The sequence below is a fragment of the Rothia sp. HMSC062H08 genome (assembly GCF_001810775.1).
GTDB lineage: Bacteria > Actinomycetota > Actinomycetes > Actinomycetales > Micrococcaceae > Rothia.
In genome coordinates, this window is sequence record NZ_KV802668.1 from 213,717 (window position 1) to 232,994 (window position 19,278).

General features: G+C 58.0%; 10 protein-coding genes and 1 CRISPR repeat array. Of the genes, 9 read left to right on the forward strand and 1 reads right to left on the reverse strand.

What is annotated here, in order from left to right; translation table 11 throughout:
• Window positions 1–310: a CRISPR direct-repeat array (repeat unit 27 nt; unit sequence TCCTTTTCGGAGGGACTTTCATTGAGG).
• 1,865 nt (window positions 311–2,175) lie between these two features.
• From HMPREF2765_RS06005 to HMPREF2765_RS06035, 6 genes are all read left to right on the forward strand, one after another.
• Entirely contained in the window at window positions 2,176–3,786 is a 1,611-nt protein-coding gene (locus tag HMPREF2765_RS06005; protein ID WP_070604691.1) for a CRISPR-associated endonuclease Cas4/Cas1, read from the forward strand.
• Complete coding sequence (gene cas2, locus HMPREF2765_RS06010; protein WP_083303624.1) at window positions 3,786–4,085, forward strand: CRISPR-associated endonuclease Cas2; 300 nt, start codon at window positions 3,786–3,788, stop codon at window positions 4,083–4,085. Before HMPREF2765_RS06005 ends, cas2 begins: the two co-directional genes overlap by 1 nt.
• A gap of 1,139 nt (window positions 4,086–5,224) precedes the next feature.
• The gene (gene cas7u / locus HMPREF2765_RS06020) at window positions 5,225–6,514 is read left to right on the forward strand and encodes a type I-G CRISPR-associated RAMP protein Csb1/Cas7g (protein ID WP_070604696.1); all 1,290 of its coding nucleotides are present in this window, start codon (window positions 5,225–5,227) and stop codon (window positions 6,512–6,514) included.
• Window position 6,515: 1 nt separating this feature from the next.
• Window positions 6,516–8,105: a type I-G CRISPR-associated protein Csb2 gene (csb2, locus tag HMPREF2765_RS06025; RefSeq protein ID WP_070604698.1), complete on the forward strand. Its 1,590-nt coding sequence runs from the start codon at window positions 6,516–6,518 to the stop codon at window positions 8,103–8,105.
• Window positions 8,098–10,884 (forward strand): type I-G CRISPR-associated helicase/endonuclease Cas3g, encoded by a 2,787-nt coding sequence (gene cas3u, locus HMPREF2765_RS06030; RefSeq protein WP_070604700.1) that lies wholly within the window; start codon window positions 8,098–8,100, stop codon window positions 10,882–10,884. The genes csb2 and cas3u overlap by 8 nt, the downstream gene beginning before the upstream one ends.
• Window positions 10,884–11,948: an aldehyde dehydrogenase gene (locus HMPREF2765_RS06035; RefSeq protein WP_070604701.1), complete on the forward strand. Its 1,065-nt coding sequence runs from the start codon at window positions 10,884–10,886 to the stop codon at window positions 11,946–11,948. The genes cas3u and HMPREF2765_RS06035 overlap by 1 nt, the downstream gene beginning before the upstream one ends.
• Window positions 11,949–12,102: 154 nt before the next feature.
• On the opposite strand, the gene HMPREF2765_RS06040 is transcribed toward HMPREF2765_RS06035, so the two are convergent.
• A complete protein-coding gene (locus HMPREF2765_RS06040; RefSeq protein ID WP_083303625.1) occupies window positions 12,103–12,885 on the reverse strand; it encodes a nicotinamide mononucleotide transporter in 783 nt (260 codons plus the stop codon).
• A gap of 488 nt (window positions 12,886–13,373) precedes the next feature.
• Here HMPREF2765_RS06040 and HMPREF2765_RS06045 point away from each other — a divergent pair, with 488 nt between their 5' ends.
• The 3 genes from HMPREF2765_RS06045 to HMPREF2765_RS06055 all read left to right on the forward strand — a co-directional run.
• On the forward strand, window positions 13,374–14,453 hold the full coding sequence (locus tag HMPREF2765_RS06045; RefSeq protein WP_070604703.1) for an S-layer homology domain-containing protein: 1,080 nt from the start codon (window positions 13,374–13,376) through the stop codon (window positions 14,451–14,453).
• Between the two features lie 366 nt (window positions 14,454–14,819).
• Window positions 14,820–17,957, forward strand: coding sequence for a DUF5074 domain-containing protein (locus HMPREF2765_RS06050; protein WP_070604705.1), 3,138 nt, complete (start codon window positions 14,820–14,822; stop codon window positions 17,955–17,957).
• 578 nt (window positions 17,958–18,535) lie between these two features.
• On the forward strand, window positions 18,536–19,278 hold a 743-nt coding region (locus HMPREF2765_RS06055; protein ID WP_371440732.1), incomplete at its 3' end, for a YncE family protein.

The following is a 19,278-nucleotide window of genomic DNA, read 5'->3' on the forward strand; positions in this document are numbered from 1 at the left end:
TCCTTTTCGGAGGGACTTTCATTGAGGGGCTTGAAAACAGCATCCACAGCACCTACAGACTGCATTTCCCTTCCTTTTCGGAGGGACTTTCATTGAGGGTTAGAGCGCGAAAGCAAGCCAGAACGGGAAAAAATTTCCCTTCCTTTTCGGAGGGACTTTCATTGAGGGTCAGATTCGCCGAGCATGCCCTCACGAGCCAACGCAGATTTCCCTTCCTTTTCGGAGGGGCTTTCATTGAGGCCAGGGCGTGACGATTGAATTCTTCCAGCGAATCAATTTCCCTACCTTTTGGGAGGGGCTTTCATTGAGGCCACAGCTCTGACTGCAACAGCGAAGATAACAGCACCATTTCCCTTCCTATGCGGAGGGACTTTCAAGAAACTAGACTGTTGTGATGGTCCAGGATGACTGCTGGACCGTTTGTTCAGCAGCTTGAGGTGTAGACTTTCAATGAGGCCCGCCAAAGACCATCTGTGCCAGGCTCTTCATGACCATTTCCCTTCCTTTTTGGAGGGACTTTCATTGAGGCCGCTTCGATGTGACCTTAGATGCCCTCCTGTCGGCAGATTTCCCTTCCTATTTGGAGGGGCTTTCACTGAGGCATGGCTGAGCGTGGTATTACGTTGGGTCAGGGTGCGATTTCCCTACAGTTCTGTAGGGACCTTCATTGAGGTGCTGAGTCCAGATGAACGCCGTTGCACATGCCGTTGCATTTCCCTACGGTTTTGTGGGGACTTTCATTGAGGCATCGCTATCGCCGGAGGGCGCGAACTCACCGCCCCGGATTTCCCTTCCATTTTGGAGGGGCTTTTATTGAGGGAAGGTAACCGTTCTTGAGCTGGAAGACCCGCGCGGCGATTTCCCTTCCTTTTTGGAGGGGCTTTCATTGAGGGACCAACAACTCTCAGGTTTCGGCAACCACTGCGGCAATTTCCCTTCCTTTTCAGAAGGGCTTTCATTGAGGGCAGTCGTATGTTGAGTTTTGGGATTCGCCGAATATCAATTTCCCTTCCTTTTTGGAAGGGCTTTCATTGAGGGGTTTCACAGAATGGCGGCTGGGTTGTTGCCGTGAAAATTTCCCTTCCTTTTTGGAGGGGCTTTCATTGAGGCGACGGCGAAGCCACCGACGAGCTGGTAGCTCAGATGATTTCCCTTCCTGTTTGGAAGGGCTTTCATTGAGGGACAGGCGGTGCCGGTGTGCGTGAACGATCTGCTCTCTGGAATTTCCCTTCCGTTTTGGAAGGGGTTTCATTGAGGCTTCCCTGAGTGCAACGGTGAATCTGTCATGCTCTCATTTCCCTTCCTTTTTGGAGGGGCTTTCATTGAGGCAGCATGGCGGCAAACACCTCGTCTCGGGTGGCGGGGAATTTCCCTTTCTTTTTGGAGGGGCTTTCATTGAGGCCCGGCGATTGAGACCGTCGGTGCGTTCGGTCAGCTATTTCCCTTCCTTTTTGGAAGGGCTTTCATTGAGGCAGTTCTATCTCCTGGTGTTATGGAGGTGGTCGGATATTTCCCTTCCTTTTGGGAGGGACTTTCATTGAGGGTCAGATTCGCCGAGCATGCCCTCACGAGCCAACGCAGATTTCCCTTCCTTTTTGGAAGGGCTTTTATTGAGGTGGCCGTTATGCTCGCATTCTGCTGATGTGGCTGACAAATTTCCCTTCCTTTTGGGAAGGGCTTTCATTGAGGCAACGTCTCCAACGTTGGCAGCTTGCCGGCTGATGTTTTTCCCTTCCTTTTCGGAAGGGTTTTCATTGAGGCCTGGAAGGGGTGGCGATGCGGCGTGGGCAGGGTGCATTTCCCTACGGTTTTGTGGGGACTTTCATTGAGGCGGGCGGCTCATCCCTGCTTGCGCAGGAAACACCTCAACCTTCCCTACGGTTTCGTAGGGACTTTCCCTAACCTATTCCTGCTCCGTTCGTGGACCCATCACAGTCCAGGAACGGAGCTTTTCCTTTTTGCCGTGCAGGAAGCAACCAGGCTAAAACACCAGCCGCAAACCCCACCCGCCAGCTGCTACCCGCCTCATCCACACCTCCAAGCAGAAAACTCAACACGCCGACCCTGCGTCATAAAGTCGCTGATAAGCCAAAACACCACACCGTGGTGCTACCCTCAAAACCAAGCAGCCAAAGCAGACTGCCCACCATATTCGCTCACACCAAGGAGACACCGATGTCTACCCCCTACAGTGCAGGCGACGAACTTCCTATTTCACTCGTCATGCACACCGTGTACTGCCCCCGCCGCGCATGGATCGAATCCAATGGCGAAAAGACCGACACCTCGCAAATGCAAGAAGGGCAATCCGCCCACAAACGAGTCGACGACCCCAAAACATCCCGCGGCACACAACAGCGCGCAGTCACCATCTCATCAACACGCCTCGGACTCACCGGACGGTGCGACGCCATCGAACCGCAAGAAGACGGTTCTACCCGCATCATCGAATACAAAGCAACCCCCGTACGCCGCAACGCATCCGTCACGCCCGCCCACAGGGTGCAGCTTGCCCTTCAGAAAATCTGCCTCGAAGAAGCCGGCGAAACCGTCAGCGAATGCGCGGTGCACTTCACCAACCACAACAAAACCGTGCCCGTCGACATCTCAGACGAAGACATCCGCACCGCAGAAGAATACGTGCGCACCACCCGCGCACTCATCGACAACCCGACAGCACCGCAACCCCTCGAAGACTCACCCCGCTGCAGCTGGTGCTCCCACATCTCCGTGTGCCTACCCGACGAATCCCACGGAAAAGAAAACATTACACGTGTCGTCGCCAGCAACCCCGACAGCCAAGTAGCGCACCTCACCACGCAAGGATCAAGAGCGACCGTCCAGCAAGGACGCCTCATCGTGCAACACCTCGGTGAAACAATCAGCAGCGTACCCCTCGAACGTGTGCACAGCCTCGTGGTCCACGGAAACATCGACGTTTCCTCTGCGCTTCTACGAGAACTCATGTGGCGCAACTGCACCATCATCTGGTGCTCCAGCACCGGCCGAGTCTACGGCTGGTCGCAACCCGGCACCGGACCGAATGGGCTGGCCCGCGTGCAACAGCATGTCCTCTCAGCGCAGGGGCACCTGCCTATAGCGGCCGCCATGATTGCCAGCAAAATCGCAAACCAAGCGACCCTGCTGCGCCGCAACGGCCACGCCGCAGATGTATGCCGCGCTATGCGAGACATTCAGAAGCACACGCCGCAAGCTACCTCAATCCCGGAACTGCTCGGCATCGAAGGTGAAGCCGCCTCGCTCTACTTCGGCAACTTTGCGACCATGCTCAAAGAAGACGTGCTCACCGAACTCGGCTGGACCTGGACCGGGCGGCAGGGGAGAGGCGCTAACGACCCCATCAACATTCTGCTGAACTACGCCTACGGGCTGCTCAGCTCAGAATGTATTCGTGGGATTCTCACGTGCGGGCTCGACCCTCACGCCGGGTTCCTGCACAGCAGCTCTCGCAATAAGCCGGCGCTCGCGCTTGACCTCATGGAAGAGTTCCGTGCAGTCATCGCGGATTCCGTGGTGGTTTCTCTTATTAATAGGAAGCAGGTCAAAGCGGCGCACTTCACCGCGGTTGGTGGCAGCTACCGTCTCACGCCCGAAGGACGGAAGACTGTCATCGCCGCGTTCGAGAAGCGAATGGCCACGGAGATTACCCACCCCACCTACGGGTATTCGGTGACGTGGCGCCGCGCTATTGAGGTGCAGGCTCGCATGCTCCTGGGCGTCATTAACGGAACCACCCGCGAGTACACGGGGGTGACCGTACGATAATGCGTGATGACGCCCGACGAACACTCATTGCTTACGACGTTCCCAGCGACCGGCGGCGCGCCAAGCTGGCCAAGCTCATTCTCAGCTACGGGGACCGTATCCAGTACAGTGTCTTCATTGTGGATGCGGCCCCCGCCAAGGTGCGACGCATCAAAGACGAAGTTCAGGAACTCATCGATCCGGACGAGGACTCGGTGCTCTTCTGCGACCTGGGGCTACTAGCCCGCCTTGACGAGCCGACCTTCAGCTACATTGGCCGGGTGCGCGAGGTGACCGAATCGGATGCGCTCATTCTCTAGCCGCGTGCTGCTCATTCGCTAGCGACGCGCGGCAGGGGAGTGGAGGAATGACGAGTTCGATTGCGGACTGATGGCAAAGACGGGATAATAGAGTAGTCGTCTTGTTTAGACCGTAGCAATATAACCCGCTTAAATCTGGCACGCTCATGTGTCGGCCTTCATTGAGGCGTAGATTTTTTGCTATCTGGTATAGGACTGACGCTGTAGTTCTCTCGGCGGTTTATCGTCGAGAGCTTTCGTTGTTTGAACGCCCCCAACCTGCCTTTCTTACGGGTTGGGGGCATAAAATTCCCAAAATTCTTACGTAGATTTTCTGCTATCAGTTCTATATTTATGTGCTATGATTTAGGTGCTGAACGAGCTTGAGTCGCATAGCTCACAGTCTGAGCCCCCTAACTGGTGTGGGTCAGTTTGAATGAAGCGACAGTAAGGAAGGGAATCTAAAGTGCTAGGTGCTGCGGTTGACCCTAATGTGTATGTTGTGACGGTAATCACGGGTGTGTTTGTGAATGTTCTCGGAATGGTGGTATGGGAGGTGATGCTGAAGCCCATCCTTGTCCACCTGGGATATATTTCCATCGTGAATGGAGGTCAGGGGGCGTATTCCGAAGGGGTACTGGAAGTGCGTGAGATTGCGAGTCCTCTGCATGTAGATTGTGATAATACTTCTGTGAATGTACATATCTCTAGTGCAGATACCGGTGGGCTACCGCTCGTCATTGTTGCTTCTAATAGTTGTGTAGTCGTGCATGTGTCAGGAAGTGCGCAAAAGCCGCCCACCACGACGGAAACGCAGTAGGCGGCTTTGAAGTACGTTGATACCGCAATAAGCGGGGTGTTTTGAGTTCTGTTGCAGCAGACTCAATCCCAGAGTATAGCAAGAAAACAGGGCCAGACTCTAGCCTTCTCTATATACTGACCAGCTTATGCAACTAAATGCCCCTGATGCTGCGCTGAATAGTGCCTAAACAAGGCGGTTACAGTGCAGATTCAGGGGCATTACCGTCCTTGAAATAGCGGCGTGACGAAAACGCGCGCACCATTTGAAAAAGCAGAGTAGCTTAAAGCTATACAACAAAAAATCGTGCACAACCCACGCATCGACGCGAGATGTGCACACACTACCTAAGGAGACAATCATGTCCCAGAACACCATCACCCTCGCCGATCTCCTCGATAACCTCGAGCTCGGCGGCGGCTCCGTCATCACCTCCATCACCGAACTCGAACCTGCCGCAGGCCCCCACGCATCAGTGGCACCCGCCAAGTTCGTTGACGGCTCCAAGTCCGTCTTCGCCTACGAAACCCGCTACATCGTAGAGAAGCCTGAAGGCCAGGACGAATCCAAGAAGGAAGAAGAATCCAAGGACGCCGAGAAGGCTGTCAAGGGCAAGTCTCAGAAGGTAGTCCTCATCGACAGCAAGCAGTCCGAACTCAATCGCGCAGAAGCCGCCATTGAACAGGGCTGCCAGTACGGCGACGAAGCGGCTGTAAAGATTCCCCGCGCTGTCGTCACCTACCAGACCGAAAACGGCCCCGTCGAATACAGCGACATGGAGCTCTCCCACCGCGTCTTCGACGGCCACTTCCGCGCCGGTCACGTCGACGGTAAGCCTATCACCGAAAACGACCAGTACCGTGCACTGCGCAACTGCACCCCCGCAGACATGAGCGCACTGCTCAACACCGCCCCTGCAGCGCTCCTCTTCGGCGCATGGGACTCCACCCGCAAGAGCAACCAGGTCCGCCTGCGTAGCGCCCTCGTCGGTGAAATTATCGGCGTCCTCGCAGACCAGGATCCTGGCGCTGAACACCGACAGGCACGCCGTGGCGGCGCCCGCGTCGACGCCGTAGCCGCCAGCGTAAAGCTTGGCGCCAAGGAACTTAACTCTCTCGTCGATGACCAGGAAGCTGAACTGAGCGCCAAGAATGTTGCCGCACGCCGCAAGGAAGTAAAGACCGCCAAGGCTGATGCTCGCATCTCCGCATCCACTCTCGGCCTGGGTAGCATCCCGCCCTCGCTCGAAGAAACCGGTGCTGTTGCCTGCCGTCGTATCATCCGTTCCTGGGTACTGAGCCTCGCCACCCTGCGCCAGTTGCGCTTCGGTCAGGACGAAACCAAGAACGTTGCTGCGCGTGCACTCCTCGCCGCGCTCGGCCTCAACGCTATCGCCCGTGCCGAGCGTGAGCTCTACATCCGTGCCAACTGTGACCTGATTGAATCTGCCGCACCCGTTGTCACCCTCGACCAGCGTTTCGGTGAGAAGAAGCCCTTCGCACCTCTGACTGTTGAACACACCGACCAGCTGCTCCTCGAAGCTATCGAGAACGCCAAGAAGGCTGGCGTGACTGACTGGAATGGCCAGACTTTCAACGTCGACGGCAACTCCATCATCATCGCGAACGCCACCGCGGAGGACGCTGAATAATATGACCAACCTCGGAATTCTCGCGAGGTTCCCGCTCGGCGTATACCAGGGCCACAAGGCAGACGGAAGCCCCGACGCCTTCCCCGACCCTGCCCGCTTGCAGGCCGCGCTCCTCAGCGCGGCCGCGCAGGGACCTCACGCAATTATCGAAAACGGGCAACTTGCCCCCTCGGAAGAATCTCTCAAGGCCCTCAAATGGCTTGAGGAGAACCCCCCGACCGGGTTGCAGCTTCCCGACATGTGCCCCGTGTACCGCTCACCCAACAAGATGAGCCGATTCATGTACCGCGAGGTAGCGCGCTCCACCAAGGACGGGCGGCAGACCGAACGTCGCGCCGTATCCGACGGCTGGGCTGTATCCGACACCATCGGCTGGCAGTACGATAAGGTGCCCGCAGACATCGCGGAAACTATCACCCAGCTCTGCGGCGAAGTACCCTCCCTCGGAGAAGCCAGCAGCTTCACCGCCCTCTACACCGGAGACGTGGAACCCACCCACACCATCGACACTAAGTCGACCCCCTTCGAAGCAGGCGGTATGCCCGTCCGCGTACCCCTGCCCGGCCGAACCGTTGCGCTCATGCGTGCTCATGCAGAAGCGTACCCCGCCAAGGTTCCCACCAAAGCAGGCGACAAGACCGCAGCGAGTGACACGATGCGCCCCTCATCGGTACCCACCGCTGGCCTGGGATCCATCAAGTACCAGCCTGTGGAGGCTGAAACCTCCACCAGCCCCTGGGAATACTTGTGGCTCCTTGAAGTAGATGGTGAAGAGCTGAAGCCCGAACAGTACGTCAAGGCATGCTCCCTGCTGCACAAGACTCTCGTAGCTGCCGCAGGATTCGGCGCGCCCAGCCTCATCACCGGCAGGTACCCCAAGGACCACAAGCCTGCCAACAGCCTGGCGCTGCAGTACCTGCCTTCCCGCTACCTGCCCGACTACCTGCGTCGTGAGGTGAAGTCTAGGGGAGTCCTGCTCGTCTTGGTCCCGGCAAGCGCCCCGACCGATGAGGCAGTAGAACTCGGTATCGCTCTCAGGAGCGTAGAAACTCTCTACGCTCAGGACTTCCCCCGACTGACCGTGAAGCTTCGTCAGAAGCGCCTGCCCGCACAGGGTTTCTGGGATGCTCCCAAGACCGGGTACAAGCGTCTGTGGCGTACCCTCTGCGCGGCCGTTCCCGAATCGCGCGTTTTCAACCGCCCGAAGAAGGCTGAGACGAAGGCCTGGACCTTCGCTGACGCCGCTCTGCTTTCCATGGCCTACGTGTGGCGTGACAGCTTCGAAGCGCCCGAGGCTGAAACCTCACGCGAACGAATTCGCAACTTGAGGGACCAGGTCGCTAAAAAGGCTGAGGCTAAGGTACTGGAAGCACACCGTGTAACCCAGAACCCCGCCGCCTACGCCTACAAGCTACCCCGCACTCTGCCCGCAGAACCGTGGCGCGGCATTGTAGACCTCGGCAACCTGGCAACGGACACGACCCTCGTAGCCATCGGCCAGTCCCGCCACATGGGCGGCGGCCTGCTGGTTCCGTTCGACGTGCCCACCGAAGAATACGACCGCCGCAAGAAGGAGGAAGAGCATGACTAGCCCCACTACTGCGCTACCCTCCATCACTCGTGATGAGTTCGGTGACTTCTTTGCCGCACTCAATGGAGGGTACGCGCCCTTCAGCTGGCAGGAAGAGGTGCTCGACCACATTTGCGAGCACGGTGTATGGCCGGAACGCATTAACGCACCGACCGGCTCCGGTAAGTCCTCCGTGGTTGATATCCACCTTTTCGCGAATGCGCTCGCAGCGGTTGGCGCCGCGCCGCGCGTTCCCCGTCGCCTCTGCGTGACCGTGGGACGCCGCGCGCTGGTCGACAGCCAGGCAACCCGTGCCGACAAGATTCTCGGCGATCTGAAGGATGCGCTCGCTGATGAATCCGGCGAGCCCGGTATTCTGCGTAGGGTTGCTGAAGCTCTCCAGAGCTTCCAGACCCGCAACGATGGGCAGGGGATCGGGCCCTTCGAGGTTGGCCACATCCGTGGCGAACTCTCGAACCGCGCCCTGCCAGTGACCGATATTTCGGCCTGCGCAATCATTGCCGCAACTCCCGACATGTACGGTTCGCGAGCGCTCTTCCGCGGCTACGGCAGCACCAAGGCTGCCCGCCCGCGTGAGACTGCCCTGCTGGCCATGGACACCGTCATGGTGCTCGACGAGGCTCACATGAACCGTCAGCTGCTGCACACCACTCAGCGTATTGCCGAGCTGCAGAAGCGCGAGGTCAACCTGGGCGTTCCCACCCTGCAGGTGGTCGAGACGACCGCTACTCCCTCAACTGAGGACAGCGAATCGACCACCCTGGGCGTTGACATTGAGGCTCTCGATAGCCCGAATGATAAAGAGCTGCGCAAACGTGTCTACTCGCATAAGGAACTGGTGCTTCGCCCCATTGATAAGTGGGATGGCAAGCCCGGTAACGCTGCGACCGTGAACGCCGCTGTGGGGGTTATTAAGGAGTTCCTCGCCCGCCGTGGGGTTGGTGAAGGATCGGAGGTAGTCGACACTGTCGGTTGTATCGTCAACCATGTGCGGACGGCTATCTCTATCAAGGAAGCACTCGCCAAGGATAAGGTGCTTGGAAAGGATGAAGTTCAGCTTCTCGTAGGACGCATGCGCCCGTACGACCTGAAAAAGTTGCACCCCGACCTCTTCACTACCGAAGGCGATAAGTCCGTGAAGGTTGTTGTGGCCACCCAGACTCTCGAAGTCGGCATTGACGTTGACTTTGCTGACCTGGTGACCGAGCTAGCGCCGGCTTCCTCCTTGGCACAGCGCTTCGGACGTGTTAACCGTCTGGGCCACCGTACGGATTCCAAGGTCGTCGTTATTGAGCCTGCAAGCGGTGACTCGGTAAAGAAGGACGCGCCGCCCTACAAAGCGGTCGACCTGAGCAATGCGTATGCATGGCTCGAAGCGCTCAACGGTGCTGAGAACCCGTCGGTGAACCCCGCCGCAATGGTCAAGAACCCGCCGGTACAGTCCTCCCCGGAGCGCCTGCTCTACCAGCGCCCGGAATGGCCTGACCTGCTGGAATTCTCGCGTACCGACGAGAATCCCTACGATGAGCCGGACCTTGACCTGTGGCTGCACGACTCCCTGGATGCAGAAACCGCAATGGGTGGTGTTATTGTGCGCGATAACCTGCCGAGCAACACTTCTGCCGCCATGGAGATTCTCAAGACCAGCTACTTCGCACCGAGCGACCGGGAAACCTTCCCCGCGAATCTGAAGATTCTCCAGGAGATTCTGGACTACCAGGATGAGCACGGCGTGAAGCCGCGTAAGTTCCTTTACCGTCAGGGTGAAATTTCCCTGTGGCAGGACGCTGAGCATGGCGATGAGAGCAACCAGTCGTTGGCCCCCGGTGACGTCCTGCTTCTTGACACGGGCAGTGTTCCGTTCACGAACCAGGGTATTGCCGTGACTCAGCGTGAGCTTCCCTCCACGAAGGACAAGCTGGAGGCTGTGCCCTTCCCCAAGGGCATCAAGCTCTACGTGTACGAGAAGTGCGCGGACCGTGAGAAAGACTTCAGGGAATACCTGGGTCTCTCGCCCGAAGAAGTAGCGGAGCTGCTCGACAGCCAAAGTTCGGGCAGTGAGACGAGGATTGCTTCTGAACTTACTACCGAGGCTGAGGACGGTCAGGAAGTTATCGCCTGGTACGCCGACGTGACCGACGACAAAAAGTCTGTTGAAGGTTCCGATATCGCTCAGGAGCTGGCCCCGACCGATCCCGTTCTTCTGGACGACCACCAGAACGATGTTGCTGAGCGTACCCGCCAGATTGCCGAGAACCTCGGCCTGGCACCGGAATTCTCCGAAGCACTGGAACTGGCGGCAAAGTACCACGACGAGGGCAAACGCGACCTGCGCTTCCAGCAGATGCTAGGTGCAGATGCGGAGACGGGCGCGCTCGCGAAGAGTGGCCGCCGTTCCGTGGCAGAGGCGTACCGTGCCCGTAGCCGTAGCGCCCTGCCGAGGGGCTGGCGTCACGAGCAGCTGTCCGCGCTTATGGTTGCCGCCTCGCCCGAAAAGGTGGGGGAGCACCGCGACCTGGTGCTGCGCATCATCGGTTGCAGTCACGGTCACGGCCGGTTCTCCTTCGCCCACGACGCAGACTTCCTGCTCAAGGAAGGCTACCTGCCCGAGGGGCTGGACTACGAAGCGCTCAAGGAACAGGCGAACCGACTCTTCAACGTCGGCTACTGGGACAACCTCATGGAGCAGACGAGCCGCACCTACGGCCCGTACGCTACCGCCTACCTTGAGGCCGTCGAACGCGCAGCAGACGCTCAGATTTCACGGGAGGGACACTAATGGCAACGCTGACTATTGCCGGTGACTACACCTCGGCATTGACCCATTTTGCCCTCTACGGGCTGTCCCTGATGGTTGAGCAGAAGCACCCCGGAACCGTCACTGTAGGTTGGTCTCAGGAAGGCCAGCCGCGCGCCCAAATGCATGCTGAAGGCGTGTCAGAAGAAGAAATTGCCGAGTGCGTGCACTCCTACGTTTCTTCCCTGGCCGCTGAAGACAGCTGGGTGAACGTTGACCAGTCCTACGGCGCGGGTAAGGAAACCGCTGTTTTCTCCCCGTTCTCACCGCGTATTCGCGGAATTGACGCGGAGAAGTACCCGGACGACTGGGCTTCTCACCAGAAGACCCGACAGGCTCATCTGGATGCGCTGATGGAACGTGACGACCTGCTGTCCCTGCTCTGGATCTCTGGCCTGGGTGAACCGGCATACTGGCGTTTTGAAGCCAAGGCCCCTCGCCCCGACCACGGTGCATCCCGCTGGGAGATGAAAACTCGCAACAAGGGTCAGGAGTTCGTCAAGGACCGTCTGCGTTTGATGTGCGCGGACCTGGCAACCTGGGAACCTTCCGCGATGCTCAGCGGTATTACCGGGCAAACCCTGCACGACTCGCTGGATAAGAAGCCGGATTCTCGAACCGGAACCGGTTTCACCGTCCCGCAGCCGACCGATACCGCGCTCGCCTTCTGCGCGCTGGTGGGTATTGCGAACTTCCCGGTGATTCACCAGATCCACCGGATTGGTGTAACCCCCGGTGCGTACCCGTACAACGCTTTGCACCCGCGGCTCATGGTTCTTCCGGTATCCTCCGGAAGGGTTACGCCTGCCCGGTTGCGAACCGTGCTGCGCAGCCACCCCTACCGTAGGGTGGTTGACGAGGTCGGTAAGGCGATGGAACGCGGTTCCTTGAGCTCTGACATTTTCGTGTCCGAGCTGGCGGATGAGAAGGCGATTCTTCGTGAGAAGGGCGTTCAGGCGTTTGTTGCTTTCCCCATCGCGAAGGTGGGTAGTGACTCGGCTCCTGAACGTCAGGTTCTGAAGGGTAGCGCGATTCCGCTGGGCTAACCTAGCCGCTTATAGGAGCGGGCAAATATGCCCGCACAATGCAGAGGAGGGGCCCTCCGGTCGTATTGCCGGAGGGCCCCTCCCTCTACTTATTATGAGTGTCTACATATCGCTGGGTGGATATGCGGTAGCTGGTGCGCTAGGGAACTGCCCTTTACGCCACCGCCACGGTACCCTTGGCTGCGGTGCCGCTTCGGGTCCACAGCAGGAGCGCTGCCACGCTGTTGATGATGTAGAAAATGTATTTGCCGACGTTCGCGAAGTTGCCCTGAGTCAGCGCCTTGATGCACTGCACGGTGTTGTACGCGAACCAGAACTGCCACTGCATCGTCAGCTTCAGTGCGTTCAGAATGTTCGCTGACAGGGACAGGCCAAACACTGCGGTCGTGATCCAGAACAGGAACGAGGTCTTGCCATCGTAACCGACATTGTTCGCAATCAGATAGTAACCGACATAGTTCGCAATCAGGGAGAACGCGAACGAACCGACCACAATGCCGCTAATAATCAGCTGGCCCTTCTTGCCGGTCGGCGGTTCCATCGCCTTGCCGCGTTCGGAGTTCTGCCACCTACGAATCGCGAAGGTGTACACGATGAACGTGACCGGGTAGGTGATGATTGCTGCCTTGTTGCCCAGAATGTAATCAATCGCGCCAGACAGTGCCGTGTTAATAATGCCGAGCACGTTGCCGATGTTTGAGAGGCGGCCGGTCAGGCGGGTAGACATCATTGAAATACCCACGTTAATCACGGAAATTACGCCGAGGGGAATGAAGTTCGTGATTGGGCCCCAGTCGACGTATTTAGCGAGGCTGGTGCCCAGGTATCCTGAGGCGATTGCGATGGCGATAACCAGTGCCACGCCGAAGATGTCGGCGTACTTGGACTTGGCGAAGAAGAGGAGGGCCTTCTCGATTGAGAATTCCTTGGCCTCCATGGGTAACTCCTTTGTTGAGAATATAGGAACAGTGATAGGGTACCAATAACTATAACTCTTTGAAAAGGGGTTGAATTGGCGTGTCACACATAAAACTTCAGAAACCCACATATTCCACATCTCGGAACACCGCGGCATTGGGTAATTCAAAATCACCCCATCAAAAACCCATACCAACTTCCGGCAAACTTTGCCAGATAACGCCCCTACTTCGTTGAACACCGAAAATGGGCGTAAAATCACCGCCGTTTCGTCTTCGCTTTAAAGGGGACCTTAAGGTACGCTAGATGACTGGGTCAGGGAACCGTGCCGGTCTCACTCACCGCGCATCCGCCCGACAGACACCCGCACCCCGGTATGCTACGTCTCACTCACGCACACAGGGGAGGGAACCCAACGTATCGGCCTCACTCACCGTTTACGCCGCTGTCCGCGCATCCTGCCACCCGTAACTCACTCAACTCAAACAAGAACTGAATAGGACAATCATGCCCTTGCTTACCCATCGACTCTCACGACGATTCTTCGTAAAGGGTGCTTCCGCTGCCGCCGCTGCAGGCGCACTGACCCTGCAGGCACAGGCCGCTCAGGCTGACGAAGCTCCCGCAAACCTTGCCCCGGCAACCGAGGAAACTAAAGGCCCGCGCCTCGTTATTCAGCGTGCCACCATCACTGAAACCGGTATGACCGTCAACTACACTGCACACGGTCTGCGCGAATTCCTCACCGAAGGCACCACCCTGACCGTACGCCACGGCTACGTTCGTAACGACTCTTTCGAAACTCTGCGCTCCTGGCCGCTCACCCCCGAATTTGACGGTGACGCTGACAGCTTCAGCGGTAGCGACCAGTTCCCCATCGAGCTGATGCAGGGTGAGGGTGTCGAGCACGCCCTGCAGCTGGATATTTGCTCCGACCCGTGGGGTCAGGAGGTTACCCACCAGATTGCTGCGCGCATTCCCGTGGCTGAGACTAAGATCCTGAAGACCTCTTTCGAGGACGTTCCGGATAGCCACCCGTTCGCTGAGGATATCCGCATGGCGAACCAGAAGAAGTGGCTGATGCCGAACCCGCAGTCTGGCGCGTTTGAGCCGGACCGCCCTGTGACCCGTGAGGAGCTCATTGCTCTGCTGAACCACGCTGCAGGTCACGCTGGCGTGAGCGAAAACTCGGATGTTGCACCCTTTGCGGATGCGGCAGGCCGCCCGACCGCGAACGCGCTGCACTGGGCTCGTGACCGCAAGATTACCGAGCCGCTCACTGGTGGCGACAAGATTGACCCGACCGCACCGGTTTCTCACGAGGAGCTGGCGGCTGCGCTGTTCCAGTACAACGCGGAGGTTCAGCTGACTGAAATGAACGAGGCTGCTGGTTCTCGTTTCCGCGACGTGCTCGGTGCCGGTACTCTGCACCGTTACGTTGCGTGGGCTGGCGCGAACGATATCGTGCTGGATTCTTCGGGTGTGTTCAACCCGACCGCGCCGACTACTCGCGCGGAGCTGGCTCGTTTCATTCGCCGCTACAAGCTGCAGAACCTGCTGTTCACTGACTTCTCGTATGTCTCCTAATTTTTAGTCACCTCGGCACCGTCTGTTGGGGTGTGTGGAACCCCCGTCTTCTGGCTTTTGCTGGAGGCGGGGGTTTTGCCATGTCCCGTATTGCCGCTTCTCGGGGAGTTTTAGTGACAGGCTGTGCCTGGCATATGAAATTTTGCGTTATATATGCCTAAAATCTTGCAAAATCCTGTGCGCTAAGTAAGTATTACCTAGAAGGTAAGTTAAAGGTTGCCTTACTTAATACTGTGTGAAGACTAGTTTCCTTCCTCGTGGGCCCATGAAACCCACACCAAAGAGCAGGAAAAACGCGGCGCCTCACCACCCATCGGTGGGGGAGAGACGCACCTTCACACACCACCCACGAAAAAGGACATACATATGAACCTCGCTTCAAGCAAGGCATTCAAGGGCCTCGCCGTTGGATCGCTGGCACTGGCAATTTCCGGCGTTGCCACCATCCCCGCATCGTTCGCGGCAGACTCCACCCCGGCGGCAAGCCAGAGCACTGACGCTCGCACCATCACCGACAAGGCGATGGCAAAGATCACCCAGGGCCTGCCCGGTCAGTTCCAGGTCGCATACTCCAAGAAGACCAACAAGATTTGGGTTGCGGGCACCGCTGACCGCGACAAGCACGTTTCTACTATCGCTCGTATTGACGCGAACTCCCTGAAGATTGAGGCAGTCGCCGAGCTGCCCATCGTCAAGAACGACAAGGGCTACCAGTACGACGCAGCTTACGGCATCACCGTTGACGATGTAGACGGTACCGTCTGGGTTACCAACACCACCGACAACTCCGTGTCCGTGTACGATCAGGCAACGATGCAGCAGGTCTGGACCACCGCGGGTATCGCAGAGACCGACCCGAACTGGATTGAGCACCCCCGCTCCGTTCTGGTTGACCACGAGTCCGGCAAGGCGTTCGTGACCGGCCGCTTCTTCGTATCCGCTATCGACCTGAAGACCAAGCAGGTTGAGAAGATCCAGCTCGAAGGCGCACCCGACGGCGGCACCCGCTACATCAGCATGAACATCCTGGTTGATGGCGGTAAGCTGTACGTTCCCGAGCGTACCGGCGGCAAGATTTTCGTCATCGACACCAAGACCTTCAAGGTAGAGAGCAGCTTCGACACCAAGGGCAACGCTGAGGGTGAGGTTCGCCCCTCCGACATCGCGATTGACCACTCCCAGAACGAAATCTACGTCTCCTCCCAGGGTGTGAAGGGCGCGAACTCCGGCGTGTCCATCTACGATGCGACCACCCACGAGTTCAAGAAGTTCATCCCGGTCGGCACCCAGGCACTCGCCCTGGACAATGACGAGGCGAATGACCTGGTGTACGTCTCTGACTTCGGCACCGGCAAGGTCGGCGTGATTGACGGCGGCGCGGCGGACAAGCTGATTGCCGAGGTCGCCATGAACGGCGGCAAGGCAAACGACCTGGTTGTGCTGCCCAACGGTTCCGTGGTCGCTGTGGACAAGCAGGCTGGCGCAACCGCAACCGTGCCCTACGTCCTCGACGGTACCACCGGTACCGTCAGTACCTCCAGCCAGGTCACCAGCAAGCCTTCTAAGGACAAGCAGGGCAACGAGGTTCCCGCCAAGACCTCCGAGATTCAGGCGAACTCCATCCTGAAGTTCAAGGTCACCGCAACCGCAGGTGACAACTCCGAGATCAAGCAGGTCACCCCCGAAACCCGCGAGTTCCAGGGCTACCCGGCAACCGCCACCAAGACCACCAAGGCAACCGACACCACCACCCCCTCCACCGAGGCACACCGCACCGTGGATGCATCCGGTAGCGTTGCAAACATCATTCAGGGTCTGCCCGGCCAGTTCCAGGTTGGCTACTCCAAGAAGAACCACAAGCTCTTCGTGCCCACCGTGGGTGCACGTGGCGGCCTCGCTTCCTCCCTGGCACGCGTGAATGCAGACACCCTGCAGACCGAGGCATTCGCCGAGCTGCCCGTCAAGCAGAACGACAAGGGCCAGTACGGCTACACCTCCGCGTACGGCGTGACCGTCGATGACGTGGACGGCACCGTCTGGGTCACCAACACCACCGACAACTCCGTGGCAGTGTACGATCAGCAGACCCTCAAGCTCATCTGGACCAACGAGGGCGTGAAGAAGGACGACCCGAACTGGATTGAGCACCCCCGCTCCGTTCTGATTGACCACGAGTCCGGTAAGGCGTTCGTGACCGGTCGCTTCTTCGTCTCCGCTATTGACCTGAAGACCAAGCAGGTTGAGAAGATTCAGCTCGAAGGCGCACCCGACGGCGGCACCCGCTACATCAGCATGAACCTGTTCCTCGATGGCGGCAAGTTGTACGTGCCCGAGCGCACCGGCGGCAAGCTCTTCGTCGTGGACACCAAGACCTTCAAGGTTGAGAAGACCATCCAGACTCAGGGTGAGGATTCCACCGTTGAGGTTCGCCCCTCCGACGTTGCTGTGGACCACTCGCTGAATGAGATTTACGTATCTTCCCAGGGTGTGAAGGGCGTCAACTCCGGTATCTCCGTGTACGACCTGACCACCGGCGAGTTCAAGAAGTTCGTCAAGTTCGGCACCCAGGCGCTCGCTCTGGAGCATGATGAGGACCGCGACCTGGTGTACGTGACCGACTTCGGTACCGGCAAGGTGGCTGTCTTCGACGGCCGCGCTGACGAGGTCATCGGTGAGGTCGAGATGAACGGCGCAGCCGCAAACGACGTGACCCTGCTCAAGGACGGCTCCGTGCTGGTCCTCGATAAGAAGGACCGCGACGAGAAAGTGACCCTGCCCTACGTGCTCAACGGCACCACCGGCGAGATCAGCACCGCCAGCGAGTACACCACCCTGCCCACCAAGGACCGCCAGGGTAACGACGTTCCCGCATCGGTTCAGCAGCTGAAGGCTAACTCGATTCTGAAGTTCAAGGTTGGCCTGAAGGACACCGACGCGAGCGCAGCTCCGGTGGGTATCACCCCGACTTCGCTTCAGTTTGCGGGTTACCCGACGGTGACCGGTGTGAAGGCTGAGGAGTCGAAGCCTGCTGACCCGAAGGCTGAGGACAAGAAGCCTGCAGATCCGAAGCCTGCTGACCCGAAGCCTGCAGATCCGAAGCCGGCAGATCCGAAGCCGGCTGACCCGAAGCCTGCTGACCCGAAGCCTGCTGACCCGAAGGTAGAGGACAAGAAGGCTGAAGATAAGAAGTCTGAGGACGTTAAGTCTGAGGATAAGAAGTCTGACGCTAAGACCGGTGCACAGGACTCCAAGTCTGCTCCGGATGCTGTGAAGGCTGATAAGTCCGGTTCGGCTGTGAAGAACGGTGGTTCCTCCGCAGGTGGTTCCGATAATTTGGGCGGTGGCTCCTCGGTAGCTAAGAGCGACGCAGGTTCCTCGCAGGCTGGTTCTTCGCGTGGCGCTCTGGCGAACACCGGTGCGAACGCTGTGATGCCGCTGGTTGCTTTTGCTTCTGTGGCTCTGATTGCGGGTGCTGCTCTGGTGGTGCGCCGCCGCAAGGCATAAAGCGTAACGTTTAGCTCTCGGGCTTAAACGCTCGATATAACGCGTGAAAGGCGGGTATTTTCTCTTTCGGATTCTTCGAATCTGGGGGAGGGGTACCCGCCTTTTGTGTGCCCGCTTGGGCTAATGCTGGATAGGTGGTTTTAGGAAATATTTATATATGTGCACTTGCCTGTAAAAATATAGGTTTTGAATGTCGAGAAAATGTTTAACCCGTGGTGAATCTCGCTGGCGCGCCTCACCTAAACATTTACATTAATGTGTAAATATAAAAGCATCACAATACCCCTCGCGACCTGGGTTTTTGCCCGCAAGAGCAAGGAAAAACCGGGGAAGCGCCTCAACCTTCACGTGATACTGAAGGCGAATTAGGGGATTACTCACAAAAACACAAAACATGCCCACGTCGCTGCTTGTATTTTCCTGGGAAAACATTGAGGATTAGAAGGTAGGTAAATTTATGCGTTACCTGCATTTCTGCTTTTCGTGCCGTCGAATATGTCACCGCATATTCACGGGTGTCTCGTTAGCATTCGCATGCGGCATGTGAGCACTTCCGTTACACATTTGAAGGACACACATTGAACCTCACTCCCTCCTCGGGCAAGGCATTGAAGGGGCTCGCCGTCGGCTCCCTTGCGCTCGCAATCTCTGGCGCAGCTATGATCCCTGCCTCCTTCGCAGCACCGAACACCGCAAACCAGACCGCGACTCCCAGCGCATCGGCTCCTTCCACCGCATCGCTGAGCCGCGTTGTTGATACCTCCGCGTCCGTCGCGCAGATTACCCAGGGTCTGCCCGGCCAGTACCAGGTTGCCTACTCCAAGGCGACCAACAAGATTTGGATGGTCGGCGTGGGTGCACGCGGCGACCTCGCCTCCACCATTGCTCGTGTCAACGCAGACACTCTTCAGATTGAAGAAGTAGCAGCGCTTCCTTTCGAGCTGGATAAGAACGGCGAATTCGGCTACATTTCCGCGTACGGCATCACTGTTGATGACGTGTCCGGCACCGTGTGGGTTACTAACACCACCGACAACTCCCTGTCCGTGTTCGACCAGAACACCATGGAACAGATTTGGACTAACCACGGTATCGCCGAGAGCGACCCGAACTGGATTGAACACCCCCGCTCCGTGCTGGTGGACCACAACTCCGGCAAGGTGTTCGTGACCGGCCGCTACTATGTGTCCGCTATCGACATGAAGACCTTTGAGGTTACTAAGCTGCAGCTGGAGGGTGCCCCCAACGGCGGTACCCGCTACGTCGGCATGAATATGACCATTGACGGCGACAAGTTGTACGTGCCCGAGCGCACCGGCGG